This is a genomic window from Streptomyces sp. JLBG701 (assembly GCF_058544905.1).
This window is the reverse complement of sequence record NZ_CM178588.1, coordinates 7,102,743-7,127,419: the sequence shown is the minus strand read 5'-3', so window position 1 is coordinate 7,127,419 and position 24,677 is coordinate 7,102,743. Positions and strand designations below refer to the sequence as shown.

Here is a 24,677-nt window from a genome sequence, read left to right as displayed (position 1 = left end):
TCCCTCCTCACCAAGCGCATTCCGGCTCAGGAACGTCACACAGGAAGGGACAGGAAGGGGACGACTCACTACTTCTTCAGGTCCGGGTGTCCACCGGCTCAGGCGCCGCCTCCGTGCGCCCCGGCGGTGCGGGCGCCCGGTCGGCGTTGATCACCACGCCGGCGATGAGGGCGGCCAGCAGCAGCGAGCCCATCGCCCACCAGGTGGCGACGTTGAAGCCGTGCACGGTGGCCTCGGAGGCGAGTTGCCGTTGGTCGACTCCGGGGCCGGCGTGGGCGGTCAGGTAGCGGGCGGTGACGGTCGCGGCGATCGTGTTCAGCAGGGCCGTACCGATCGAACCGCCCACCTGCTGGGCCGTGTTGAAGGTCGCCGAGGCGGCGCCGGAGTCGCGCGGGGCGACGCTGCCGGTGGCCAGGGAGACGGAGGTCATCATCGCCGTGCCCATGCCGAGGCCGAGCATCAGCATGCCGGGCAGGATGTGGGAGGCGTACGCGGGTTCCACGCCGACCTGGGCGATGAGCGCCAGCGCGCCCGCCGCCACCAGCAGGCCCGGCACCATCAGGACGCGGGGCGGGAACTTGTTCAGCCCCCGCGCCGCGATCTGCGTGGAGCCGACGATCATGCCGACCGTGATGGGGAGATAGGCGAGACCCGTCTTGACCGGCGAGTATCCGAGGACGCCCTGCATGTAGTAGGTCAGGAAGAGGAAGACGCCGAACATGCCGATCGTGACGAGCAGCGTGGTCAGGAACGCCCCCACGCGCTGACGGTCCTTCACCACCGAGACCGGCAGCAGCGGAACGCGGGCCCGGGTCTGCCAGAAGGCGAAGGCGCCGAGGAGTACGACACCGCCGCCGAGCAGCGTCAGCACCAGCCCGTCGCCCCAACTGCGCGACTCCGCCTCGGAGAAGCCGTACACCAGCGAGAGCATCCCGGCCGAGCCGAGCAGCGCGCCGGGCACGTCTAGGTGGGCGTCGGGGTGGCGTTCGCCGGGCGCGAGGAGCGCCCACGCGCCGGCGAACGCGACCAGCGCGATCGGCACGTTGACGTACAGGCACCAGCGCCAGTCCAGGTACTCGGTGAGGAAGCCGCCCGCGAGCAGCCCGATCGCCGCTCCGGCGCCGACGATCGCGCCGAACACGCCGAAGGCCCGGCTGCGGTCCTTCGGGTCGGTGAACGTCGTCGCGAGCAGCGACAGCGCGGAGGGCGCGAGCAGCGCGGCGAAGACGCCCTGGAGGGCGCGGGCCCCGAACAGCATCCCGGAGTTGGCCGCGGCACCGCCGAGCGCGGACGCGGCGGCGAACCCGAGCAACCCGATCATGAAGGTGTTCCGGCGCCCCATGAGGTCGGCGATCCGGCCGCCGAGCAGCAGCAGTCCGCCGAAGGCGAGCGTGTACGCGGTGATGACCCACTGCCGGTTGCCGTCCGACATGTTCAGGTCGGCCTGGGCGGACGGCAGGGCGATGTTCACGATGGTCATGTCGAGCACGACCATCAGCTGGGCGAGCGCGATGACGACGAGCGCCCACCAACGACGGTTGTCGGCCATGAGGAGCCTCCCGAGTCAGGCGACCACTCTCATGTTCCTCCGGAAACCCATCACTTGGGAACGCCAGCGTCTCTTATTACGCCGATTTTGCCCCGCCGCTCGCGCCGCCGTACGTGGCGTCCCGGCACAGCAGCCGCAGCGACCCGTGCCCGCCGAAGCAACGCCGGGCCTCGTCGATGGGATCCCACATCCGCCCGTCGGGGGTACGCACCCAGTGGTCACCGCCCCCCGCCCACCACTCGGCGCCGGTCTGGCGCACGATCACCTCACCGGCGTAGGCCCCGAAGCCGCGCAGGACCGCCTCCACGGCGGCGTACGGCGGGCTCTCCCGGCGTATGTCGTCGATCATCCGGTCGACGCTCCACAGACTCTGCGCCGTGTAGTCGAGCCGCAGCCGCGCACCCTCGCGCATGGTCGCGACCGTGTCCGCCGCCCACCGCAGGGGCTTCGCCGCAGCTGAGGGCCTGGTCTCGTACTGAGTCGTCACACACCCAGAAGCGCAGCGCCGATCCGTTTCGTCACCCGAATTCGGCCCCTTCGCCGAGACCGGCGCAGGACCGCCCCACGTCCGTCACGTCCACCCCGGGACGGTCACACGATTCCCTCAGCGACGAGGGTTGACGCGAGAGTGATACTTCGGCACTCCCGTGCGCTCCACTCACTGATGAACGTGTACTTCCATCTCCGGGCGGTGCCCCCCGCGGCACTGCGCAACAGCGTGACCTGGCTGCGACGGCTGTTCGAGGACGACTGGGACACCGTGCGGCACCGACTGGACCGCCACCGCGAAGAACTCCTCGACAGGCGGTACCTGGACCACGAACTCCTCTACACCGGCACACCCCCGCACAAGGCCGAGGACGGCCCACGCACCCACGTGGTCCTGGGCGGCCGCCACGCCTTCCCCTCCGACCGGGACGAGCCCCCGTTCGTCCTGCTCACGGCGGCCCAGGTGACGAGGGTCGCCACCTTCCTCACGACATCCGACTTCGACGCTCTGTGGCACCCGGCCCGCGAAGACCTACTCCGACGCTACGGCGGCAAGTCCGCGGAGCCCGAGACACGCTGCGTCTTCGAGTCGGCGCACAGAGATTTGACGGCGTTCTACGCAAGAACGGCGGAGTACGGAGACGCGGTGGTGAAGAGACTGGTGCGCTAAAGATCGCGGGACCCTGAAACGTGCCTATGGGCAACGCCGGCAAGGGGCGCGGGGCCGTATCGATATGCGGCTCCGCCGCGTGGGCGCGACCAGCCACAACGCACCCGCAGACAACGAACAACCCATCACGGCCCTACCCGCGGAGCGTCCGCGTCCGTGCCCGACGCGACACCACCGCCCGCAAAACCCGCCGCCCCTCGGTAGTCACGTCCAGCGCGGGCCGCAGCCCACCCGCGCCATGGGCGGCAAGAAGTTCCAGCACGGCGACCTGCCGCCGCAGCTCGGCGGCGACAAGGGGCGACATCCCCTCCGTACGCCCTTCACGGCGAGAGTCGACCGAGGAGGCATCCTCAGCCGGGTCAAGAAGCCGATGTATCCGCAGCGAAGCGACAGAGCAACCGTCGGCCCAAGCCCGCAGCTCGGACCCGGACCCGGACCGCACAGCAGGCGCAGCGTCAAGCATCCGACGGGCAAGCAGCCCAGCCTCGTCCCCGGGCCCGCCGTCCAGCTTCCCCCGCACCTGCTCAAGGCACTCACCCCACGCACCGCTGTCGACGGCGTCCGCGAGGTCGCCCCACAACGGCCGAAGAACCTCGTCGTCCCCGCCCAGCAACGGCACACACCGATCCAAACAAGCCAGCCCACCGGCAGCCAGTCCGCGTTCGTCGGCCTGAGCGATCAGTTCCACCAGGCTCATCGAAGCCTCCCTCGCCGAGGCTCCGACCTTTACGGAGCCCGCACTTCCCCTTACTGCGCGCGACGACGCGGGAGTGTCACAGGGGCAGGACGCCCAGCCGATCGAGGAAGCGGAAGAACAGGTTTTCGGCCAACGGGTCAGGTTCGGAGGTCAGCACGTCCACGAGCGGCTCGGCGGGCACGGTGTGGCCGGCCTCGGCGGCCCACTCGACGGCCCGGTCGGCGGCGTCATGGGGTTCAAGGAAGTAGTCCTCAAGGGTGAGCCCTTCCTTGTCGGCGCCGAGGTACCCGGCCATGGCGGCGCGAGCGAGACACGTGGTCCACCCCCCGCTTTCCGGGCCGGCGGCCTCCAGCACCACGCAGTCACTGTCCATGACGTACCCGAAGAGCGCGGGCGCCCCGGTCTCGGCGGCGAGCGCGTTCATGCTGCCGACGTCACCCTCGCCACCCGGGAACTCCCACACCTGCCACCCGTCGTCACGCCGCTCGCGCTCGGTCAGCCCGTCGCGCGCCCCACCGAGGGCATCGAACTCGGCGAGCGGCCGCTCGCTCCGGCCCACGACGTAATAGCCCCAGTACCCCATGCCGTCCCCCCGGCGTCTCAGCGTTGACTCGGCCCGAATACACCACAGGCACAACGAAGTCCGCCACCGATAGGACACAACTGGCGTGTCGCCGAAGCCACTCGCTCAAGCCGCTCACCCAAGCCGATCGGCAAGCTCCGCGAACTGCACCCAGGAAAGGTCGGGTTTGCCGGGATCCCACAGCTTCTGGACCGTCGCCCGCAGCGGCATCCGAATCCCGGAAGCCACCTGATCCTGCGTCTGCGAGTTCGCGAGATCGCACCACACGGCGAACGACCCGCCCAGGATCTGGTCGTCGTACTTGGCGGACACGGCCTGCGTCCCACGCACCACACGCGGCGTCCACGACTCGTAGATCCGCTCACCGGTGGGATAGACGAAGTTGTTCGGCTGCCCCAGGACGTAGTAGAGGAACTCGTCGTTGTAGTTGATGAGTTGGCGCCCCGCGCTCAGATACTCCACGGGCTGGCGCGCGCCGATCTCCTTGCCCGTCCAGTAGGCGACCTGGAGATCCTTCGCGGGCTGCACGGACGTACCCCGGAAGAAGCCGTCGTTCCACACCCGCATGGTCCGGTCGTGGGCGCGGACGGTGTCGGCGCGGTCGTTGAGCCAGCCCGTGGTGAGGTCGGCGACGGTGGCGCCGGAGCCGTAGGCGTTCTTGGCGGCGGTGGCGAGCTGCGGGTAGGAGGCCTCGGGGTTGGACACGGTCAGGGCCCGGTACTCGTCACCGCCGAGATTCCAGTACGCACCGGGAAAGAGGTCGGCGTACTCGTCGAGCAGATCGTCGACGATGGTGGCGGAGGCGTCCTTCGAGATATCGACGGCCCCGCGCGCGGCCACGCCCTGCGCATTGCGCAGCTGCAGATCGGGATGCGCGGCGATCACGGCCCCCAGATGCCCGGGCGAGTCGATCTCGGGCACGACGGCGATGTGCCGCGAGTCGGCAAGCTGGACGATCGCCTTGACCTCGGCCTTGGTCAGATGCTCCTTGGACACGATCTCCGGATGCGTGTCGGACTCGATACGAAAGCCCTGATCGTCGGAGAAATGGAGCCCGAGCTGGTTGAACTTGAGATCCCCGAGCTCCCGCACCCGGTCCTCGATCCACTTCGCCGTGAAGTGCTTACGCGCGATGTCCAGCATGAGCCCGCGCTGCGGCTTGGCCGGCCCGTCCCGTACGACGCCCTCCGGCGCCGTACCGCCGCCGTGGACCTCCTGCTTGAGGGTGCGGGTGCCGTAGAACACGCCCGAGTCGGCGGGCCCGCTGATGTTCACCCGCCCACCGCGCACGGTCATGGTGTACGACTCCGGGTCCGCGCCTTCGTCATCACTCAGCGCCAGCCGTACGTCCCCGGCCCGCACGTCGCCCTGCTCACCGGCGTACGTCAGCCCGAGCTCACCGGCGATGAGCCGCCCCTCGTCGACGAGTTCCGAGTCGTCGACGACGACACGGTTGCCGGAGGCGGGACGCCAGCCGGGCCCGCGTGCGGGGGTGTGGGCGCGGACGGCGGGGATGGTGCGCGGGGTGGAGGAGAGGGCGTAGGAGCGGGTGGGGCTGGGACTGGCGCTGGGCGAGCGCGAGCCGGCGGAGGAAGAGGAGGAGGAGTCGATGGACCCGCCCTCAGAGGCCTGCGGCGCCGAACCCTCCGTACTACTACTGCCCTCATCCCCCGAGGCGGCCCAGAGCCCAAGGCTCAGCCCGACCGCGACCACGGCGACCGTGGCCCCGATGAGCACCCGCCTCTTCTTCACGTCCTGCGCCGAAACACGACGCCTGTGCTGACTCACGAACCCAACCTAGGGCCCCGGCGGCGACGCCAACTGTCCACCACACGTTCCGAAACTCTCCCGTTCGGGTGAAATTCAGGCATGCGACGGACGCGTGATGACACCTCTCGATAACGTGGTGACACACCCCTCACTGCATCCCCAGCCAAACCACACACACGTAACGCCCACTAGGACCCACGCTGCCAGCGCATCGTCTCCCAGACCTCCCCGGCCGAGTAGCCATACCGGCACTCCCCGAGCAGACCCGCGGTACACCGCCAAACCAACTGGACGGTTTCAACACCGCGCCCACCGACGACGCCCAGCGCACCCTCCTCACCTGCCTACGCAGCCTCCGCTGGGCCCGCCGCATCACCGACCACCGCCCCTACCCCGACCTGGACTCCCTGCTGGCCGCATCCGACGAGGCGGCGTACGACCTGACCGCGGGGGACCTGGCGGAGGCGCTGGCGGGTGAGTCGTTGCCGGTCCTGCCGGACGACACGTACGGCGCGGCCCACATGGCACTGAGCGCGGCGCATGCGGCGTACGAGGCGAGGTTCGGCCACGTGTTCGTCATCTGCGTGGACGACGTCCCCCCGGACGAGATCCTCGACCGGGTACTGGCAGCCATCCGTTCACGCCTGACGAACGACCCGGAGGAGGAACGGGTACTGACGGCGGAAGAATTGCGACGCCTGGCAAGAGGGCGTTTGGTCAACACGGTCAGGGGCGCGGGGAACTGCGCGACAAGCCACAAACAGCCTGAACCCGGCAAACCAGACAAGCCCCCACCTCGGTAGCCGCCCGTTACTAGCCCGTACGTGCACCTTTGAGTGCCATTTTGATCACACAGGTAGGCCCGGCTTAAGCCCAGCGCCAGCGCGTCGCTACGATGCTGGGGGCCGGAGGACCGTACCCGGCCGGGCCCGACCGACACCCAAGCCGGCGCGGCCCCAATCCCCGCTCCCGGAGGGTTTTCCGTGCCGGCTGGAACGCTGTACCGCGGCCGGGAAGGAATGTGGTCCTGGGTGGCTCATCGAGTCACCGGCGTCCTCATCTTCTTCTTCCTGTTCGTACACGTGCTGGACACCGCTCTCGTCCGTGTCTCCCCCGAGGACTACGACAAGGTCGTAGCCACGTACAAGACGCCGATCGTCGCGCTGCTGGAGTACGGCCTCGTCGCCGCAATCCTCTTCCACGCGCTCAACGGCCTGCGTGTCATCGCCGTCGACTTCTGGTCGAAGGGCCCGCGCTACCAGAAGCAGATGCTCTGGTCCGTCGTAGGCCTGTGGCTCGTGCTGATGGTCGGGGCGCTCTACCCCGTCCTCGGGCACGCCGCTCGTGAATTGTTCGGGAGCTGACGCGTATGTCCACCACCGAAACAACCGCTACCGGCATCGGCCCGGTCGAGGGCGAGGGCGTGTCCGCGTACAGCGTGGACAACCCGGCCCCCGTCATCGAGGCCCCGCGCAAGCGGACCAAGAAGACCCCGAAGTCCACCCGGGGCAACTTCGAGATGTACGGCTGGCTCTTCATGCGCCTGTCCGGCGTCGTGCTGGTCGTCCTGGTCCTGGGCCACCTGCTGATCCAGCTCGTGCTGGACGGCGGCGTGTCGAAGATCGGTTTCGCCTTCGTGGCGGGCCGCTGGGCGAGCCCGTTCTGGCAGGTCTGGGACCTCCTCATGCTCTGGCTCGCGATGCTGCACGGCGCCAACGGCCTGCGCACGGTCATCAACGACTACGCGGAGCGCGCGAACACCCGGCTGTGGCTCAAGGGCCTGCTCTACACCGCCACGGTGTTCACCATCCTGCTGGGCACGCTGGTGATCTTCACCTTCGACCCGAACATCCGCTAGGCGCACGGGACTGAGGGACTGAGAGAAACACTCATGAAGATCCACAAGTACGACACAGTCATCGTCGGCGCCGGTGGCGCGGGCATGCGCGCGGCCATCGAGTCCACGAAGCGCAGCCGCACGGCCGTCCTGACGAAGCTCTACCCGACCCGCTCCCACACGGGCGCCGCGCAGGGCGGTATGGCCGCCGCGCTCGCCAACGTGGAGGAGGACAACTGGGAGTGGCACACCTTCGACACGGTCAAGGGCGGTGACTACCTGGTCGACCAGGACGCCGCCGAGATCCTGGCGAAGGAGGCCATCGACTCGGTCCTCGACCTGGAGAAGATGGGCCTGCCGTTCAACCGGACGCCCGACGGGACGATCGACCAGCGGCGATTCGGTGGCCACTCCCGCAACCACGGTGAGGCGCCCGTCCGCCGGTCCTGCTACGCGGCGGACCGCACGGGCCACATGATCCTCCAGACGCTGTACCAGAACTGCGTGAAGGAGGGCGTGGAGTTCTTCAACGAGTTCTACGTCCTCGACCAGCTGATCACCGAGGTCGATGGTGTGAAGCGGTCCGCGGGTGTGGTCGCGTATGAACTGGCCACCGGCGAGATCCACGTCTTCCAGGCGAAGGCCGTGATCTACGCGTCCGGCGGCTGCGGCAAGTTCTTCAAGGTGACGTCCAACGCGCACACCCTGACGGGCGACGGCCAGGCCGCCGTATACCGCCGTGGTCTGCCGCTGGAGGACATGGAGTTCTTCCAGTTCCACCCGACCGGCATCTGGCGCATGGGCATCCTGCTGACGGAGGGCGCCCGTGGTGAGGGCGGCATCCTCCGCAACAAGGACGGCGAGCGCTTCATGGAGAAGTACGCGCCGGTGATGAAGGACCTCGCGTCGCGTGACGTCGTATCGCGGTCCATCTACACGGAGATCCGCGAGGGGCGTGGCTGTGGCCCCGAGGGCGACCACGTGTACCTGGACCTGACCCACCTCCCGCCGGAGCAGCTGGACGCGAAACTGCCCGACATCACGGAGTTCGCGCGCACGTACCTGGGCATCGAGCCGTACACGGACCCGATCCCGATCCAGCCCACCGCGCACTACGCGATGGGCGGCATCCCGACGAACGTCGAGGGTGAGGTGCTGAGCGACAACACCACGGTGGTCCCGGGCCTGTACGCGGCCGGCGAGGTCGCCTGCGTCTCGGTCCACGGTGCGAACCGTCTGGGCACGAACAGCCTCCTGGACATCAACGTGTTCGGGCGTCGTGCGGGTATCGCGGCGGCGGAGTACAGCCAGAAGGCGGACTACGTCGAGCTGCCGGAGAACCCGGCGGAGCAGGTGATCGCCCAGGTCGAGAACCTGCGCGACTCCTCGGGCACGGAGCGGGTGGCGGATCTGCGCCGCGAGCTCCAGGAGACCATGGACGCCAACGTCATGGTGTTCCGCACCGAGCAGACGATCAAGACGGCGGTGGAGAAGATCGCGGAACTCCGCGAGCGCTACCGGAACGTCGGGATCCAGGACAAGGGCCGGCGCTTCAACACCGACCTCCTGGAGGCCATCGAGCTGGGCAACCTGCTCGACCTGGCCGAGGTCATGGCGGTGTCGGCCCTGGCCCGCAAGGAGTCCCGCGGCGGTCACTACCGCGAGGACTACCCCAACCGCGACGACGTCAACTTCATGCGCCACACCATGGCGTACCGCGAGGTGGGCGACGACGGCACCGAGTCCATCCGTCTCGACTACAAGCCGGTCGTCCAGACCCGCTACCAGCCGATGGAGCGTAAGTACTGATGGCAACCCCTGTTCTGGACAAGAAGGACGCGGCCGGCGAGCCCGAGCCCGGCTTCGGCGACTCCCCGTACATCACGGCCACGTTCCGCATCCGCCGCTTCAACTCCGAGGTCTCGGCGGAAGCGACCTGGGAAGACTTCCAGCTGGAGATCGACCCGAAGGAGCGTGTCCTCGACGCCCTCCACAAGATCAAGTGGGACCAGGACGGCACCCTGACCTTCCGCCGCTCCTGCGCGCACGGCATCTGCGGCTCGGACGCCATGCGGATCAACGGCAAGAACCGTCTCGCCTGCAAGACCCTGATCAAGGACCTCAGCCCCGAGAAGCCGATCACGGTCGAGCCCATCAAGGGTCTGACGGTCCTGAAGGACCTGGTCGTCGACATGGACCCGTTCTTCCAGGCGTACCGCGACGTGATGCCGTTCCTGATCACGAAGGACACGAACGAGCCGACCCGGGAACGCCTCCAGTCGGCGGAGGACCGCGAACGCTTCGACGACACGACGAAGTGCATCCTCTGCGCCGCCTGCACGTCCTCGTGCCCGGTCTTCTGGAACGACGGCCAGTACTTCGGCCCGGCGGCGATCGTCAACGCCCACCGCTTCATCTTCGACTCGCGCGACGAGGCCGGGGAGCAGCGCCTGGAGATCCTGAACGACCGTGACGGTGTCTGGCGTTGCCGCACGACGTTCAACTGCACGGACGCGTGCCCGCGCGGCATCGAGGTCACGAAGGCGATCCAGGAAGTGAAGAGGGCACTGATCACTCGACGCATCTGACGTCTTTTGCTGTACGTCGGCGTGGGCCCCGTTCCTGGTGGGAGCGGGGCCCACGTGCGTGTCCGGTCCACGATCGGGTGAAGCTGCCGGTACAGGACATGCCGCGCCCACCCGCCCTACGATGATGTTCTCGACACCAGCCCACAGGAGGCACGCGATGTCCGCAGCATCCGTCGAGCGGCCCCACGGCGACCGTCCGCTGATCGCGGAGGCGAACCGTCTCATGGACCGCAACCCGGGCTACCGCGTCGAGATCATCGGAGGCCAGATCCTCGTGTCCCCGCCCCCGGACGGTGCCCACGCCAGCGCCCTGACCGACCTCATGGTTCCCTTCCTTGCAGCCGGATTGCACGGAGCGGAGTCACGGGTTCTCCAGGGCATCGGGCTCTGGCTGCCCACCGGTACCGAGGACTACGCCGTCCCTGACCTCACGCTGGTGGACGCCGACTTTCAAGAACACCTCGTCGAGAACAACTGCTACGACCCGATCGCCTTCCGCCTCGTCCTGGAAGTCACGTCCAGCAACTACCAGAGCGACCTGCGAACCAAGGTCGCCGCCTACGCCAGTGCGAATGTGCCGGTGTACGTCATCGTCGACCGCAAGCACCAACGCCTCCACGTCCTCACGGACCCGGGCAAGGGCGAATACGGCAACCACCGCGTCCACGCCCCCGGCGAACTCGTCACCCTCCCCGACTCCATCGGCGCCAAGGTCACCCTCGACGTGGCGGAGATCCTCAAGGCCGGGCAGCCGAAGGGCGATTGAGCGGACATCGGCACCTCGTACAACCCTCACGTCCCACCACGAGTCTCCTCTGTACTCCCGTCCCAGGACAGGCGTCCAAGCCCCCTGCGGGCAGCCGATGGCCCCGCGCATGGCAGGAGACGCACGCAGTTGATAAGAATCGCGACGCGCCGGTCGGCGACAGCGGTTCGGTCACGGTGACGTACGGGACCGCGACGGGCCCCGGCACCGTGGTGAAGACGTTCAGCCAGAAGAGCGCGGGGATTCCCGGCACGGCCGGTGACGCCGGAGGGTACTCCGACGGGTTCGGCGACGCCCTCGCGAACGCCGACTTCAACCGCGACGGATACGCCGACCTCGCCGTCGGCGACCACACCGAGAAGGTGAGCGGCAAGGTCGCGGCGGGCGCGGTCACCATCGTGTGGGGATCGTCGTCCGGGCTGGGATCGTCGGCGACCCGTCTCTCCGTCACCCACCACTCGCACTACGGATTCGGCGACTCCCTCGCCGCCGGCGACTTCAACGGCGACGGCAAGGTGGACTTGGCGGTCGCCGACCACGTCGAGACGACGTACATCTACCGCGGCGGCTTCACCAGGTCCGGCACGACGGGCAAGGTGACCAAGCACGTCCCGAGCCCGAGCGTGGCCGACATCCTCGAACCGACCGGACTCGTCGCCGGAAAGGTCAACAAGGACAAGGCCACCGACCTGTACGTCCTCGGCCAGGGCTACAAGAACGACAAGATGACGCGGGCCGCCTGGTTCCTGCGCGGCGGCTCTACGGTCAAGTCCGGCAAGTTCACGACGTACAACGGCTCGTCACCGGACTACAGCCCGGCGGGCGTCATCGCGGACTTCGACAAGAACGGCTACGGCGACCTGGCCGTCAGCGACACCCCGCGCAACAACGGCGCGGGCTCCGTCGTGATCCTCCGTGGCGGTGCGAGCGGCCCCACCACCAGTTACCGACGCAGCCAGTCCACTACAGGCGTCGCCACCGCCGCCACGAAGCACGACGGCTTCGGCCACGCGCTCTCCGCCGGCGACACCAACCGCGACGGCTACCCGGACCTCGCGGTCGGCGTCCCGGAGGAGAAAGTCGGCTCCGTCGACAACGCGGGCGGCGTGCACGTCCTGCGCGGCGGCAAGTCGGGCCTGACCGGCACGAATTCCCAGTGGTTCACCCGCACGACCGCGGGCGTCCCGGGCACCGCTACCGAGTACGCCATGCTCGGCCTTTACGTCCGCCTCCGCGACCTCGACCGGACGGCGACGCGGACCTCCTCGCCTCGGACAACAACACCGCGAGCATCCTGCTCCGGGCCAGCACGACCGGCATCACGACGACCGGAGCCACGGAGCTGTTGCTGCGGGCCAACCTCCCGCAGTAGTACGGGCGTTGCGCCCCGTCGTCAGGGCTGAGCCCCGGAGTCGGTCTCCGGGGCTCGCACGACGAACTCCGGGGTGTCGAACTCGAAGCCGACCGGGGCGCGAGCCGGCCAGCCGTGTGGTTCCGGCCTTCTCCTGGATCGGCGATTGGCCTGTTCGGGCCGGCTTCGACGACCGTGAGCAGGCGTGACTGGGGTTGCCGGTGGTCCAAAGGGGCCATTCGCTTGAGGAACGTCCATTCCCACGCGACCGCGTAGCGGCATACGAGGAACGGATCGCGATCGCGCAGGTCACGGGCCACGGATCACGACTCATGCCTGCCGGGACTACAGTGCCTCAGCCTCGCTCCTCTGGATGGCCGAGGCCGTCGTCGGGATCGTCGTATTCCTCGGCAAGCCGGAGCCCCAGATCGGACTCCCATTCCAGAGCCCACTGCCGCAGCTCGGCGATCTCCTCCGGGCCCAGTCCGTAGGCGCCGAACTCTTCGTCACTCACCCAGACGACGCTCTCCAGTCGGTCGCGCAGCTCGGCGAGTTCGAACTCCGTCCCGTCACGCAGCCCCAACTGCTCAAGTTCGATCACGGAGTAGTAGTGGCATGCCACATGCACGTCGATCACGTCCCGCGGCAGACCACGCTCGCCGAGCGCGTGCACCTTCATGACCACCAGGTCCTCAAGGTCGACGACCAGGTCCTGACTCGGGCGGCTGACCAGTCCATGCGCCTGAACGGCGTATCCACCGGCCGGGGCAAGCTCGTACTCACCGGCCGCGTCCAGCGCATCCGTCAGCAGACGGCGATGGGGTTCGGGCAGCTTCATACCGCGTCGGAGCGGGAGCGACGGAGTTCGGGAAAGGCTCCCTCCCACGTGCCGCGCACACCGCGCCCCAGCATCTTGCGCAGGATGGGCCAGTGGCGGACGAGAAGCCCACCATTGAGGTAGCCCACGAAGTCGTCCCGGGAGCCGTTGTTGAGAACGATCCGATAGAGGCCGAGCAACAGCTTCACGTCGCTGATGTCGAAGACACGCAGCCCCGACCACGCCAGGCGCAACGGCAGCTCGACACACCCGCTCTCGGGTCCGTCGAGCTCGTCCAGCGTCCCCGAAAGGCGCTCCGCGCCATATCCCCACCCAGAGGGGGGACGACTGCTTCCGTGTGTGTACTCGGCCACGACAGCAGTATGCCGGGCGAGCGGTGAGACGGAGCCGGGAGCCCGATCACGCGGCAGCCCTCGCCTCATCGGCGACCGACGGCCCGACCTCAAACCACAGCAGCTTCCCGCCCCGCCCGAAGAGGTCGTCCCCGAGCGGGTAGCCGCCCCATGCGTCCGCATAGTGGCATACCAGGAATAGCCCGCGCCCGCCGTCGGCCTCGACCGGGACCGGGTGGAGGGGGCCTGGCCGCTTGTCGAAAGGTGGAGGGACGTGGGGGTTGGCATCCCAGACGCTCACCCGGAGACGACTGCCGCCGAGGCCGCGCAAGCGGAGAGTCGCGGAGCCAGTGGAGTAGCGATAGGCGTTGGTGACGAGCTCGGAGGCCAACAGGGTGGCAGCGTCCGTGAGTTGCTTCATACCGTGACCGGCAAGGATCGCACGCAGGGTAACGCGGGCGATGCTCGCCGCACGTGGATCGTGGGGCAGTTGGAGGGCGTACGCCCAAGTTGGGGGCGCTTCGCACTGCGACGGCAAGGACGGGGATACGGTGACCATGAACGCCTCCTGCGGTGGGGGGACTTAGTTCGTTCGACTCGCTCGTCGGCCTGGCCAGCGGTGGCAATGCCGCGCGAGTGGTGCGGTGCGCTTCCGACTTACGGGCAGGGCCAGTTGGGCGGTTCGGGACTCACCGTAGCGACGTAAGTAGGATGGATTCTACGAAACCTGCGAATACATCCGACGGTCCACTCGTGTGGGTGACCACGCAGGGCACAAAACAAGGGAGCGGACGGACATGCCGCCACGGCAGACACCCACGGCACGCCAGATCCGCCTGGGCGCCGAACTGCGGAAACTGCGTGAGCACGCGGGCCTCACCGCCCGTGAAGCCGGCGAGATGCTGGCCGCCAACCAGGCGCGCATCAGCAACATCGAGACGGGCCGCTTCGGCCTCAGCGAACAGCGCGTCCGCACCCTCGCCCACAACTACGACTGCACCGACGAGCCGCTCATCGACGCGCTCGTAGCCATGGCGGCGCACCGCGAGCGCGGCTGGTGGGAGGAGTACCGGGACACGCTCCCGCCCCGCTTCCTGGACGTCGCAGAAATGGAGCACCACGCAGTCGCCCTACGCGTGGCCCAGGTCATCAACATCCCCGGCCTGCTCCAGACCCCGGAGCACGCCCGCACCCTCTTCCGCCAGGCGGTCCCGAAACTCCACCCGCACGAGATCGAGTACCGCATCTCCCACCGCATCAAGCGCCAGGCCATCCTCCACCGCGAGCAGCCACCGCAGTACACGGCGATCATCCACGAGGCCGCGCTGTGCATGCGGTTCGGCGGCAGCGAGGTAGCCCGCGCCCAGCTGGACCACCTCACCAAGATGAGCGAACAGCCACACGTCACACTCCGGGTGATCCCCTTCGACGGCACCGCGTTCCCCACCGTCGGCCATGGACTGGACTACGCGTACGGCCTCGTCCCCGCGCTCGACACGGCACAGCTCGACGCCGCACACGGCAGCGAACTCATCGACGCGGTAGCACAGTTGACGAAATACCGACTGATCCTGGACCGCATGGAGGAGGCCACCCTGGAACCCGACGCCTCCCGCGACCTCATCCACCGCATCGCCCAAGACACCTGAAAGCCGAGCCATGACCACCACCGAACCCACCTGGCAGAAGTCCACCTACAGCGAGGAAGCCTCCTCCTGCGTCTACGTCGCCACCACCCCCACCGGAACGATCCTCCTCCGCGAAAGCGACGCCCCGGAAAGCATCGTCGCGACTGGCTCTCGCCAACTCGGCGCACTGATACGCGCCCTCAGACCTGAGGGGATAAGCGGGTCCGCTTTCCGCAGCCGGAAGACCTGATCGGGCATCGCACCAGTTCCGGGTCCCCAGCGCTCTATCCCCGCATGCATCTCCTTGAACCTCAAGAGGCCCGACTACTCCAATTACTCATGAAGAAATACTCAACCCTCACGGTGGAATTTGACCATGGCCCGATATCTTCCGAAATCGACAGGAGAGTGTAAATAGCCGAGACGAACCCTTGAAGATCACCCTCCAGGAGGGCATCTGCATTTCTAATCAGAATGGCAATTGAGCTCCGCCCAAGACGCTCAACGTCTTGAAAATAATCGTTGAACTCATACCAGGAGCGCGCCGGGGGATTCGGAAATCCCAGCACTTCGCTGAGACTTGAGATCATGACCTCAAGATCCGTATCGACGGAAACCTCGATCTCAAGGACTTGAAATCCGAAGTCATCCAACACCTGACGGATCCGGGACTCTTCGCGCCATCCCACAAGGTAAGGACGGTTCCCAACCGCCGCCCGGATCGCCGCTAGCGCTTCGACTTCACGCAAAACTTCCGCCCCACCTCCGACTGAACTCCCGCCGTTCAGTCTGGCAGGACAACCATGCGAGTCGGCGGCAGGCCGGTCAAGGGGGGCTGGCTTACGGAACTCGCCGCTGATCAACACGTCCTGCACCACACGATGGACGTTCGCCACGGCCTCGTCACCGTACTCCCGAAACGTCGGGGTGGCCTGAAGCAGTAGTGCCCCGTTGGGCAGGACGTCAACGGAATGGAAGGCACCCGAGGCGCGAAGGACGTCGGCGCCGCCCAGCACGCGGGCGATCTCGTCGGGCACGACCATGAGCCAGGAGTAGCCACGCAAATGCGAACGCCATCGGGGTGTGTTGGTCGCCGGGTCGCTGTCGTAACCCTTAAGGAAGTACTCCAGTTCCGTCTCCTCGCCGGCGTGCCGGTAGGAGACGTGCCCGAAGACCACGTCATATCGGTCGCAGGCCCACCGGACGGCCCGCAGGAGACCGTCTTGCACCGCTGGCCCGCTCGCCGGGTTGAGCAGTTCTCGCTCGTCCAGACGCACAACCAACTTCACATATTCGGGGAGTTCCTCGTCGAATACGGCCGAGACCGAGACGTCTGAGTTGCCGATGTCCCCATCCTGCGTGAACACCCCGCTCGTCACGGAAACCGACTCGGCCCGGTCGTCGACGACTTGCCTCAGCCACGGCAGGACATCCGGGGTGTAGGGGTTGTAGCGGACCTCGAACGTGCCCTGCTGCGCCACATCGACGCACCCCCACCTGTTGGACCCGCAGCGCGGACTCATGACAGGAAAGCGCGTAGACCCCTTGCCGCGCGCCTTCCGTGAGCCACTGAACCGCACACTCGGACAGCTTGACCTGGGCGGCGTCGAAAACGGTCAGTTCGATCACCAGTCCGTGAGAAATGGTGGCGTCGAGGGAGCGACGGATGTCCACCCATTCACCCTTTCAATGCCGAACTGGCTGGTCACCAGCTCGCGCAACGATTAGACGTGGACCGGGGAGGCTGCAAACGCCTGCGCGGGACTACAACTGACTCAGGATCGTCCGATCCGTGATGCTCATGTCGTCCGCCAGCAGCATCGCCTTGCTCAGGATCACCGCCAGCATCCGGTCCCCCTCGAAGGGCAGGTAACCGGTCTGTGGGCCGGTTGTCGATGACTTCGGGACGATGCACAGGTACTGGTCGTTCGGGGTCATGAGGATGTTGCCTGAGCCCAGGTGGATTTTGTAGGTGTGGCGTTCTCCCTTGACGTGGAGGAAGCGGCCTTCGATGGTGCAGCGGTTGGCTATCGCCAGGCGGGGGATCAGGCGTTCCAGGAGGGCGCGGCGCGTTTCCGCGCTCTGGGTCAGGTCGCCGAAGCCGTACGACGTCCAGTACTCGCGGAAGCGGCCGTCGGGGCCGCCGTCCTGCCAGGTCGGGTCGTTGCCGACGCTCGCGACGCCCACGAACAGGTCTACGTCGCGCAGGACTTCGGAGAGCACGATGGGTGGGATGTCCTCCAGACGCAACGGGGCGACCGGGGGCGCTCCGTCTCGCAGCCACATCCTGTACTCGCCGCCGCAGCAGTGCGCCGAGTTCTCCGGGGCGTCGATCGGGTAGAAGCGGACCTGGTCGGTGCGTAGGCGCAGGTAGCTGCCCGACTCCGAGGTGTCCTCGCCGTATTCCGTTCCGTCGCCCTCTGTCCAGTACTCCGCGCGCAGGCCCCACTGGGGCAGCTCGCGCGTGACCGGCGGGGCCTCGTCGTCGACCATCAGGCGCAGTTTGTTGCGCCAGCCGCGGATCGCGGCCAGGGAGTGGAACTGGTGCTGGCGCACGACGTGGGCCGCGAAGCGGTTGGAGTACGTGGACGTCCTTCGCTCTGCGTCCGTCAGCAGGTACACCTCGCGGTGGGCCTGTTTGAACGGCTGGGTGATCTCGTGCCGTTCCAGCCAGTCGCGCCAGGCGACGACCTCGGCGGGGTCGTGGCCGACCGGGTGCCAGAGCTTGACCTCGGCGCCTTTCTCGACCGGGTCGTCCGTGAGGGTGCGCAGGGTTCCGTTCGCGTATCCGACCGTCGCGCCGTCGACCGTCCACAGGAGGCGTCGGGCCAGGGCACCGACCAGCGGGTGGTCGAGGTAGCGCTCGCGCCAGGCCTCGTACGGCCAGGTCCGCCTCGCCAGGAACTGGCGGTCCAGTCGCTCGCTCTGGGCGGTGAGCATCTTGTCGATGTCCTTGACCGCCGCCTTCAGCTCCTTGAGTTCTTCGGCGTGGTCGCGCTTCACGGCGGCGGGCACGCTCTTGACGGTCTTGCCAGACGTGTTGCGCCAGCCGAGGACGGCCTTGGTGCCCTGGATCTCCAACAGGGCGGTGACATCGCCGAGTTCGTGGCGCGCTCGGCCCACCTCCGTCAAACCGTAGGCGGGCACGGCGAGTTCCTCGATCTCCTCGCGGCTGAGGCCCATCGCCTGGGCCCGGGACTCCAGTGCCGCGTCGAGCAGTTTCAGCGTGCCCTTGAAGGTGACGCGGGTGGCGAGGCGGGCCAGTTCGCCGAGGGCCGCCTCGCCGTCGGTACGGGCGAGGGCGTTGACCGCGGCGTTGGCGACCTTCGGGTTGCGCGGGCCCATTCCGGCGACCTTCCTGAGGGAGGTCTCGACGAGGGCGCCGAGGGCGCGGGCCGTGTCCGGGTGGGGCGGGAGGAGGGAGAGCAGCCAGGTGAGGCCACGGAGAGCGTTCGCGTTGTAGGGGTCGTAGGCGCTGTTGATGTCGGGCTCGTACTCCCCGCGCTCCAGCTCGAAGGTGCGGGGGCGGCCGACGAGGGGGAACCAGCGGAGCACCGCCTCGCGGACGTGCTCGGGGCCGAGCGTCGTGACCAGTTCGGTGGCCCGTTTGTCCCACTTGGGGGATGGCTTGGCAGCGGTGGCGGTCGCCGTGTGGGCGAGCAGATCCTGCCAGACGGGGTCTGCCTCGGCGTCCCGCAGAGCCTGTTCGGCCCACTCCTCACCGACGTTGAGTGCCGGCTCGGTCAGCTTCTTCGCCGTCTTGGGCAGGTCCTCGTTCTGGTAGGCGTGGAGGACGGAGCGGCGAACGGTGGCGACGACGCCGGGCGCGATCGGGCGGCCCGCGGCCAGCTCGGCCTCGATGAGGTTCTCGTAGCGGGCGCCGTACCAGAAGGAGTGCCGGCGGGAGATCTCGTCGAGCAGGGAGATGCGTTCCGCGACGAGGCGGTCGTGGGGCGGCAGGCCGCGGGAGACGATGCCCAGCAGGATCAGCGCGTTCTGCCGGGCGATCGGACCCGCCCTTTCCGAGTGGTACTGGGTCACGAGGCCGTCGGCGACCCGCGACCGCGCGTCCGGCGGCAGTTCGCACAGCCGGTCCAGCACGCCGTCCCACAGGCCGGTCCAGTTGCCGTTGTTGATGGCCGCGGCCTTGAGCAGGTCGGCGGCCAGCTCCTCCAGGTCACCGCCGGCGGCCCGCTGCTTGATCAGGTCCTTGCAGTTCTGTACGTGGCCCATCGTCATCCCCCCACCAGCGGAACAAGCTTCAGAAACGTCACCTCGGTGCCCAGCACCAGCTCGATCTCCTCGTCCAGGTCCGTCAGCTGACGCTCCCCCACCAGCACCAGGAAACCGTTGCCCGCGAAGGCCTTGAGCGCCAGCTCGGTCTGGACCTCCGGGTCTATTCGGCGGGGTGTCCGCAGCGCATACCCGTTCAGCACCCGCTCCGTGTCCTCGGGCTGCACGAGCCCCTGGAACACCCCCGGCGTACGCGCGTTGTACTCGACGACCTCCTGGAACACCCGACGCCGGACCAACTCGCGCAGCGCGAGCCGCTCCTCGGTGATTTCGAGCCCCCAGCCCGCACCCCGGTCCCCCGATGTCGTCTCGTCGACGAACGTCACGATTCCCATGCCGCCGACAGTAGAGGCCGCCACTGACAATCACTCGTTCCGGCCGGTCGGGCACCTATTCTGACGGTATGTCAGAAAACCAGTCGTACGAGCTGCTCGGCTTCGACAACATCCTGCTGCCCGTCGGGGATCTCGGCGAGGCCGTCGGGTTCTACGAGCGGGCCGGGTTCACCGTGGGGTTCCGGCTCGACGAGGCCGGGATCGCGTCACTGAAGGTCGGGGCCGAGACGCCAGGGATTCTGCTGCGGGTCGAGGACGGACTCGGACGTCGGCCGCCGCCCTGGCCCTCCCCGCGCGTGTGGGTGGAGGTGCCGGACGCCCGGGCGGCCGGGCGGGCACTCATCGCGGCCGGTGTCGAACTCCTCGACGCACCCCTCTCCGTCGCGACCGGATGGACCGTCGAGGTCGCCGATCCATGGGGAAACGTCATCGGCTTCACGGACTACTCCAAGCGTCCGGAGCTGGGTCGCCGCACCGCGTGAGCCACGTCACCCCCACCACCTCACCCCCCTCGTTGAACGTGTTCAAAAACAGGGCTACAGTCAGTCCCGACAGAGTTTTGAACGCGTTCAAGAAGCCCCACGATGCTTCGAGTGGCTTCGCGCGGCTTCAAGAAGGGTGGGGGAACAATGGACCTCACGGTCATCGCCTACGTCATCTATCTGCTGGTCAGCATCAGTCTGACCGTCTGGGTGGCGCGCACGCTCAGTCGCAACGGACGGGTCTTCCTGGCCGACGTACTGCGCGGGAACGAGAAGCTCGCCGAGGCCGTCAACCACCTTCTGGTGGTGGGCTTCTACCTCGTCAACCTCGGGTTCGTCGCCCTCTACCTGAGCGGCGACGGGGCCATCGACGACACCCGGGGGATCTTCGAAGCCCTCTCCACCAAGGTCGGCGTCGTGTTGCTCGTGCTCGGTGTCATGCACCTCGGGAACGTCTACGTCCTCAACAAGATCCGGCGCCGGGGCGTCATGGAGCGGGAGCAGCTGCCGCCCGTCGCCCCGCAGGGCTGGGTCGCCCCCACGACCGGGGCGTGAGAACGATGAGCCACATGAACGCGGTGGGGTCGGGGGACACCACTGCCCGCGCGGACCGGGACGCCACGGGGGGCGTTCCGGTCCGCCGGCTCACCGTCCTGTACGACGCCGAGTGTGACCTGTGCACCTTCGTGCGCGGCTGGCTCGAACGGCAGCCGCAGCTGGTGCCGCTGGCGATGGTTCCGGCGGGTTCGGAGCGGGCACGGAGGCTGTTTCCGACCCTCGATCACTCCGCCACCCTCGACGACATCACCGTCGTAGGGGACGCCGGGCAGGTCTATCGCGGAACCGGCGCCTGGGTCGTCGTGCTGTGGGCCTTGCGCGAGCACCGGCCCCTCGCCCATCGGTTCGCCACCCCGGCCGGGGCCCGGCTCGCCAAGGGTGCCGTTCTCGCCGCCGCCAAGTGGCGCGGCGCCCAGTCGGGTGCCGACAAGGGCGGCACGCGCGTGTACCGGCGGAGCGACGGGTGGTCGTACGATCCCAGCCTCGGGTGGACCCACACCCCGCCGGGCTGTGACAGCGGTACCTGCTCCACTGGTTAGGCTCCTTCCCGTGCCAGCACCGAAAGACAGCCCCGGCCCCTCCGACGCTCCCGGACGTACTCCCGCCAAGAGTGAGCAGACCCGTGCGCTGATCCTGGAGACGGCCATGCGGCTGTTCAAGGAGCGCGGGTACGAGAAGACGACCATGCGGGCCATCGCCCAGGAGGCCGGGGTCTCCGTCGGCAACGCGTACTACTACTTCGGCGGCAAGGAACACCTGATCCAGGGCTTCTACGACCAGCTCGCCGGCGAGTACGAGGTGGCCGCGCGGGAGGTCCTGGAACGGGAGACCGACCTGGAGGCCCGGCTCGCGGGGGTGCACCGGGCCTGGCTCGATGTGGCCGCGCCCTACCACGAGTTCGCGGTGCAGTTCTTCAAGACCGCCGCCGATCCGAACAGCCCGCTCAGCCCCTTCTCCGCCGAGTCGGAGCACGCGCGCGTGCAGGCCATCAACGTGCACCGGGAGGTGCTCGCCGGATCGAAGGCGAAGGTCCCGGAGGAACTGCGGGACGTGCTGCCCGAGTTGATGTGGCTGTCCCAGATGGGCCTCGTCATGTACTGGATCTACGACCGTACAGAAGGCCGCGAGCGCACCTACCGGCTCGCCGGACGCGGCGCCCGGCTCACCACGCGCGGTGTCGCGCTGGCCCGTTTCCGCGTCCTGCGCCCGCTCGTCCGCGAGGTCCACGACCTGTTCAGCGACTTCCTGCCGGGCATGACCAACGCCCTTCCCGAGCCGTCCGAGGAGAACGGGACGACCGGGAAGGGCGATCAGGCCGAGCGGAGTTGAGCGACGGCTCAGTTCACCGCGTCCACCTCTCCCTCCACCAACTCCACGTCGTACACCAGCGGTTCGCCGTCGACGACGACGTTCCGCGCGCGTGAGCCGTACGACGGTGACGTGGCCGACAGCAGATAGGCGCCCGGTGCCGGGACCGACAGGATGTACGAGCCGTCCGCCAGGGACGTCACGTGGTCCAGTTGGCGGCCGCCCTTCGTGAGGAGGGTCACCGACGCGCCCTCGACGGGGTCGCCGTCGCCGGTGCGGATGAAGCCGTGGACCACCGACGCGCCGCCCTCCGACGCGGCCGGCGCCTCGGTCTCCGCGTCCTCCTTCGGCTCCACCGCCAGGTGCGGAAGCCGCTTCTCCAGGCCGACGGGCAGCCACCAGTTGGAGTTGCCCAGCAGGTGCATCGCGGCCGGGACCAGGGCCGTACGGAGAATGAAGGCGTCCAGGGCTACCGCTGCCGCCAGGCCGACGCCGGCCATCGCGGCACCCGTGTCACCGCTCAGTACGAAGGCCAGGAAGACGCAGACCATGATCAGGGCGGCGGAGTTGATGACCCGGCTGGTTTCCGCCAGGCCGACGCGGACCGCCCGCGCGTTGTCCTTCGTGTGCACCCATTCCTCGTGCATCCGGCTCACCAGGAACACCTGGTAGTCCATCGAGAGGCCGAAGAGGAGCGAGAGCATGATGACGGGCAGGAAGGAGTTGATCGGGCCTTCCTTGCCGAGGCCCAGTAGGTCCAGGCCCCAGCCGTACTGGAAGACCGCCACGAGTACGCCGAAGGACGCGGCCGCGGCGATCAGGTTCATCACCGCGGCTGTCAGCGGTACGACGATCGAGCGGAAGGCGACCATGAGGAGCAGGAAGCCCAGGCCGATGATGGCCAGGACGAAGTACGGCAGCCGGTCCGCGGTCACGGACGAGAAGTCCTTGGAGACCGCTGTCACGCCGCCGACGTGGGCGGTGACGCCCGCGTCCGGGATCACCTGGTCGCGCAGGGTGTCGATGAGCTCGTCCGTCTCGACGGACTGCGGGGACGTGGTCGGCACGACCTGGATCACCGTGACACCCTGGCCGGGCGGCAGGGCGACCACCTGGGCGACTCCCTCGGTCGCGCGGATGCTCGTGACCAGGCCGGCGGTGTCGGGGCTCTCCGTGACCACCTGCAGGGGGCCGTTGAAGCCGGGACCGAAGCCCTCGGCCAGCAGGTCGTAGGCCTGCCGGGTCGTCGTGGACGCGTCGTCGTTGCCCTGGTCGGTCGTACCGAGCCGGAGCGACAGCAGAGGCAGCGCGAGGACCGCCATGACGACGACGGCAAGCGCGGCGACCTTCCGCGGGTTCCGCTCGACGTTCGCGGACCAGCGCACCGCCAGGCCGCTCGTACGCTCCGGCTGCGGTCCCTCGGCGGCGAGCCTGCGCCGCTGGCGGCGGCTGAGCACCCGGGTGCCGAGCAGGCCGAGCAGCGCGGGCAGCAGGGTGACCGCCGCGAGGACGCTCAGCACGACGGTGACCGCCGTGCCGACGACCACACCGTCCAGGAAGCGCATGTTCATCACCAGCATTCCGGCGAGCGCGATGACCACCGTGCCACCCGCGAACAGCACTGCCCGGCCCGAGGTGTTGAGGGCCTTGACCGCCGCGTCCTCCGGCTTCTCGCCGCGCATGAGGCCGCGCCGGTGCCGGGTGACGATGAACAGCGCGTAGTCGATGCCGACGCCGAGGCCGATCAACGTGGCAAGCAGCGAGGCGAGTTCGGGCACGTTCGTGACATGGCTGAGGAGCTGGGTCGAGAACATGCCGGTTCCCACGCCGAAGATGGCGATGCCGATCGGCAGCAGCATCGCGAGGAACGAGCCGAAGGCCAGGTACAGGACGATCGCGGCCGCCGCGACGCCCACCAGCTCGGCGAGGCCGGTCGGCGGCTCCTGGACGCGCTGGATCGCCTGACCGCCCAACTCCACGTCGAGGCCGGCGCGTTCGGCGTCCTGCGCGGTGTCGACGACGTCCTGGACCAGTTCCTTGGGCACCGCATTCGCCTGCTCGGCGAAGGTGACCTGGGCGTAGGCGATCCGCCCGTCCTCACTGATCTGCGCGGCGCCCCCCGCCGCGTACGGATCGGTGACGTCGCCGACACCCTTCATCTTGCCGATCTCGACGAGCGCGGGTTCGATCCGGGACCGTACGGACTCGTCCCGCACCGATCCGCTGTCAACCTTCCACACCACCGTGTCGGTGTCGCCCGCCCGCTCCGGGAAGGCCTTCTCCATCAGGTCGTACGCACTCTTGGAGTCCGTGTTGGGAAGAGAGAAGGTGTCCGCGTAGTTCGTGCCCGCGGCCGAACCCGCGAAGCCCAGTCCGAACAGCGCCCCCACCCACAGCAACAGGACCACCAGCCGGTGCCGATAGCACCACCGTGCCAATGCCGCCACGCTCAACACTCCTTCATCAGTGACGAGTTGATCGGTTGGTCCCCCAGGTCCTGGGCAACAGCATTGGCGGTGGCACGCGTGCGTGGACATGACCCGGCCATGACTCTCAAGGAACTCCAAAGCACCGAACGGGCCCCACTGTCAGTGGCCCCGCCG

Annotated in this window: 26 protein-coding genes; 14 read left to right on the top strand and 12 right to left on the bottom strand. The window is 68.2% G+C overall.

The window, feature by feature from the left end; all coding sequences use genetic code 11:
• Positions 1–76: 76 nt before the first annotated feature.
• Both AC5DRG_RS33070 and AC5DRG_RS33065 read right to left on the bottom strand, forming a co-directional pair.
• Positions 77–1,549 (bottom strand): MFS transporter, encoded by a 1,473-nt coding sequence (locus AC5DRG_RS33070; protein WP_491803153.1) that lies wholly within the window; start codon positions 1,547–1,549, stop codon positions 77–79.
• Positions 1,550–1,625: 76 nt separating this feature from the next.
• On the bottom strand, positions 1,626–2,036 hold the full coding sequence (locus tag AC5DRG_RS33065) for a hypothetical protein (protein WP_491803151.1): 411 nt from the start codon (positions 2,034–2,036) through the stop codon (positions 1,626–1,628).
• A 177-nt stretch (positions 2,037–2,213) separates the two neighbouring features.
• Here AC5DRG_RS33065 and AC5DRG_RS33060 point away from each other — a divergent pair, with 177 nt between their 5' ends.
• Entirely contained in the window at positions 2,214–2,708 is a 495-nt protein-coding gene (locus AC5DRG_RS33060; RefSeq protein ID WP_491803150.1) for a DUF1877 family protein, read from the top strand.
• A gap of 133 nt (positions 2,709–2,841) precedes the next feature.
• On the opposite strand, the gene AC5DRG_RS33055 is transcribed toward AC5DRG_RS33060, so the two are convergent.
• From AC5DRG_RS33055 to AC5DRG_RS33045, 3 genes are all read right to left on the bottom strand, one after another.
• Entirely contained in the window at positions 2,842–3,405 is a 564-nt protein-coding gene (locus AC5DRG_RS33055) for a hypothetical protein (RefSeq protein ID WP_491803149.1), read from the bottom strand.
• A gap of 76 nt (positions 3,406–3,481) precedes the next feature.
• Positions 3,482–3,988 (bottom strand): hypothetical protein, encoded by a 507-nt coding sequence (locus tag AC5DRG_RS33050; protein WP_491803148.1) that lies wholly within the window; start codon positions 3,986–3,988, stop codon positions 3,482–3,484.
• Positions 3,989–4,102: 114 nt separating this feature from the next.
• Complete coding sequence (locus AC5DRG_RS33045) at positions 4,103–5,776, bottom strand: beta-N-acetylhexosaminidase (RefSeq protein WP_491803147.1); 1,674 nt, start codon at positions 5,774–5,776, stop codon at positions 4,103–4,105.
• Positions 5,777–6,000: 224 nt separating this feature from the next.
• Between AC5DRG_RS33045 and AC5DRG_RS33040 the strand changes: the two genes are divergently transcribed.
• The 7 genes from AC5DRG_RS33040 (at position 6,001) to AC5DRG_RS33010 (ending at position 12,352) form a co-directional block, all read left to right on the top strand.
• Complete coding sequence (locus AC5DRG_RS33040; RefSeq protein WP_491813228.1) at positions 6,001–6,561, top strand: 2-oxo-4-hydroxy-4-carboxy-5-ureidoimidazoline decarboxylase; 561 nt, start codon at positions 6,001–6,003, stop codon at positions 6,559–6,561.
• A 180-nt stretch (positions 6,562–6,741) separates the two neighbouring features.
• Positions 6,742–7,122, top strand: coding sequence for a succinate dehydrogenase, cytochrome b556 subunit (gene sdhC, locus AC5DRG_RS33035; protein ID WP_491803146.1), 381 nt, complete (start codon positions 6,742–6,744; stop codon positions 7,120–7,122).
• 5 nt (positions 7,123–7,127) lie between these two features.
• On the top strand, positions 7,128–7,616 hold the full coding sequence (locus AC5DRG_RS33030; RefSeq protein ID WP_491803145.1) for a succinate dehydrogenase hydrophobic membrane anchor subunit: 489 nt from the start codon (positions 7,128–7,130) through the stop codon (positions 7,614–7,616).
• A 33-nt stretch (positions 7,617–7,649) separates the two neighbouring features.
• Entirely contained in the window at positions 7,650–9,404 is a 1,755-nt protein-coding gene (sdhA, locus tag AC5DRG_RS33025) for a succinate dehydrogenase flavoprotein subunit (protein WP_491803143.1), read from the top strand.
• Positions 9,404–10,183, top strand: coding sequence for a succinate dehydrogenase iron-sulfur subunit (locus AC5DRG_RS33020; protein ID WP_491803142.1), 780 nt, complete (start codon positions 9,404–9,406; stop codon positions 10,181–10,183). The genes sdhA and AC5DRG_RS33020 overlap by 1 nt, the downstream gene beginning before the upstream one ends.
• Positions 10,184–10,340: 157 nt before the next feature.
• A complete protein-coding gene (locus AC5DRG_RS33015) occupies positions 10,341–10,949 on the top strand; it encodes a Uma2 family endonuclease (protein ID WP_491803141.1) in 609 nt (202 codons plus the stop codon).
• Between the two features lie 176 nt (positions 10,950–11,125).
• Positions 11,126–12,352, top strand: coding sequence for an FG-GAP and VCBS repeat-containing protein (locus tag AC5DRG_RS33010; protein WP_491803140.1), 1,227 nt, complete (start codon positions 11,126–11,128; stop codon positions 12,350–12,352).
• A gap of 303 nt (positions 12,353–12,655) precedes the next feature.
• Here AC5DRG_RS33010 and AC5DRG_RS33005 read toward each other — a convergent pair whose 3' ends face one another.
• The 3 genes from AC5DRG_RS33005 to AC5DRG_RS32995 are packed head-to-tail and all read right to left on the bottom strand — an operon-like array spanning position 12,656 to position 14,029.
• Entirely contained in the window at positions 12,656–13,138 is a 483-nt protein-coding gene (locus AC5DRG_RS33005) for a hypothetical protein (protein WP_491803139.1), read from the bottom strand.
• A complete protein-coding gene (locus AC5DRG_RS33000; RefSeq protein WP_491803138.1) occupies positions 13,135–13,491 on the bottom strand; it encodes a hypothetical protein in 357 nt (118 codons plus the stop codon). Before AC5DRG_RS33000 ends, AC5DRG_RS33005 begins: the two co-directional genes overlap by 4 nt.
• Before the next feature lie 46 nt (positions 13,492–13,537).
• Entirely contained in the window at positions 13,538–14,029 is a 492-nt protein-coding gene (locus tag AC5DRG_RS32995; RefSeq protein WP_491803137.1) for an ATP-binding protein, read from the bottom strand.
• Between the two features lie 238 nt (positions 14,030–14,267).
• Here AC5DRG_RS32995 and AC5DRG_RS32990 point away from each other — a divergent pair, with 238 nt between their 5' ends.
• Positions 14,268–15,119: a helix-turn-helix domain-containing protein gene (locus AC5DRG_RS32990; RefSeq protein WP_491803136.1), complete on the top strand. Its 852-nt coding sequence runs from the start codon at positions 14,268–14,270 to the stop codon at positions 15,117–15,119.
• A gap of 10 nt (positions 15,120–15,129) precedes the next feature.
• A complete protein-coding gene (locus AC5DRG_RS32985; protein ID WP_491803135.1) occupies positions 15,130–15,348 on the top strand; it encodes a DUF397 domain-containing protein in 219 nt (72 codons plus the stop codon).
• A gap of 61 nt (positions 15,349–15,409) precedes the next feature.
• On the opposite strand, the gene AC5DRG_RS32980 is transcribed toward AC5DRG_RS32985, so the two are convergent.
• The 3 genes from AC5DRG_RS32980 to AC5DRG_RS32970 form a co-directional block, all read right to left on the bottom strand.
• Complete coding sequence (locus AC5DRG_RS32980) at positions 15,410–16,579, bottom strand: hypothetical protein (protein ID WP_491803133.1); 1,170 nt, start codon at positions 16,577–16,579, stop codon at positions 15,410–15,412.
• Positions 16,580–16,862: 283 nt separating this feature from the next.
• Positions 16,863–19,337 (bottom strand): DUF4132 domain-containing protein, encoded by a 2,475-nt coding sequence (locus tag AC5DRG_RS32975; protein ID WP_491803132.1) that lies wholly within the window; start codon positions 19,335–19,337, stop codon positions 16,863–16,865.
• A complete protein-coding gene (locus tag AC5DRG_RS32970; RefSeq protein WP_491803131.1) occupies positions 19,334–19,726 on the bottom strand; it encodes a hypothetical protein in 393 nt (130 codons plus the stop codon). Before AC5DRG_RS32970 ends, AC5DRG_RS32975 begins: the two co-directional genes overlap by 4 nt.
• Positions 19,727–19,794: 68 nt before the next feature.
• Here AC5DRG_RS32970 and AC5DRG_RS32965 point away from each other — a divergent pair, with 68 nt between their 5' ends.
• The 4 genes from AC5DRG_RS32965 (at position 19,795) to AC5DRG_RS32950 (ending at position 22,095) form a co-directional block, all read left to right on the top strand.
• Complete coding sequence (locus AC5DRG_RS32965; protein ID WP_491803130.1) at positions 19,795–20,208, top strand: VOC family protein; 414 nt, start codon at positions 19,795–19,797, stop codon at positions 20,206–20,208.
• 147 nt (positions 20,209–20,355) lie between these two features.
• A complete protein-coding gene (locus AC5DRG_RS32960) occupies positions 20,356–20,763 on the top strand; it encodes a hypothetical protein (RefSeq protein ID WP_491813227.1) in 408 nt (135 codons plus the stop codon).
• 14 nt (positions 20,764–20,777) lie between these two features.
• Entirely contained in the window at positions 20,778–21,305 is a 528-nt protein-coding gene (locus AC5DRG_RS32955; protein WP_491803129.1) for a thiol-disulfide oxidoreductase DCC family protein, read from the top strand.
• Positions 21,306–21,315: 10 nt separating this feature from the next.
• A complete protein-coding gene (locus tag AC5DRG_RS32950) occupies positions 21,316–22,095 on the top strand; it encodes a TetR/AcrR family transcriptional regulator (protein ID WP_491803128.1) in 780 nt (259 codons plus the stop codon).
• An 8-nt stretch (positions 22,096–22,103) separates the two neighbouring features.
• Here the strand turns inward: AC5DRG_RS32950 and AC5DRG_RS32945 are convergent, their stop codons facing one another.
• Entirely contained in the window at positions 22,104–24,512 is a 2,409-nt protein-coding gene (locus tag AC5DRG_RS32945; RefSeq protein ID WP_491813226.1) for an MMPL family transporter, read from the bottom strand.
• Positions 24,513–24,677: the final 165 nt, after the last annotated feature.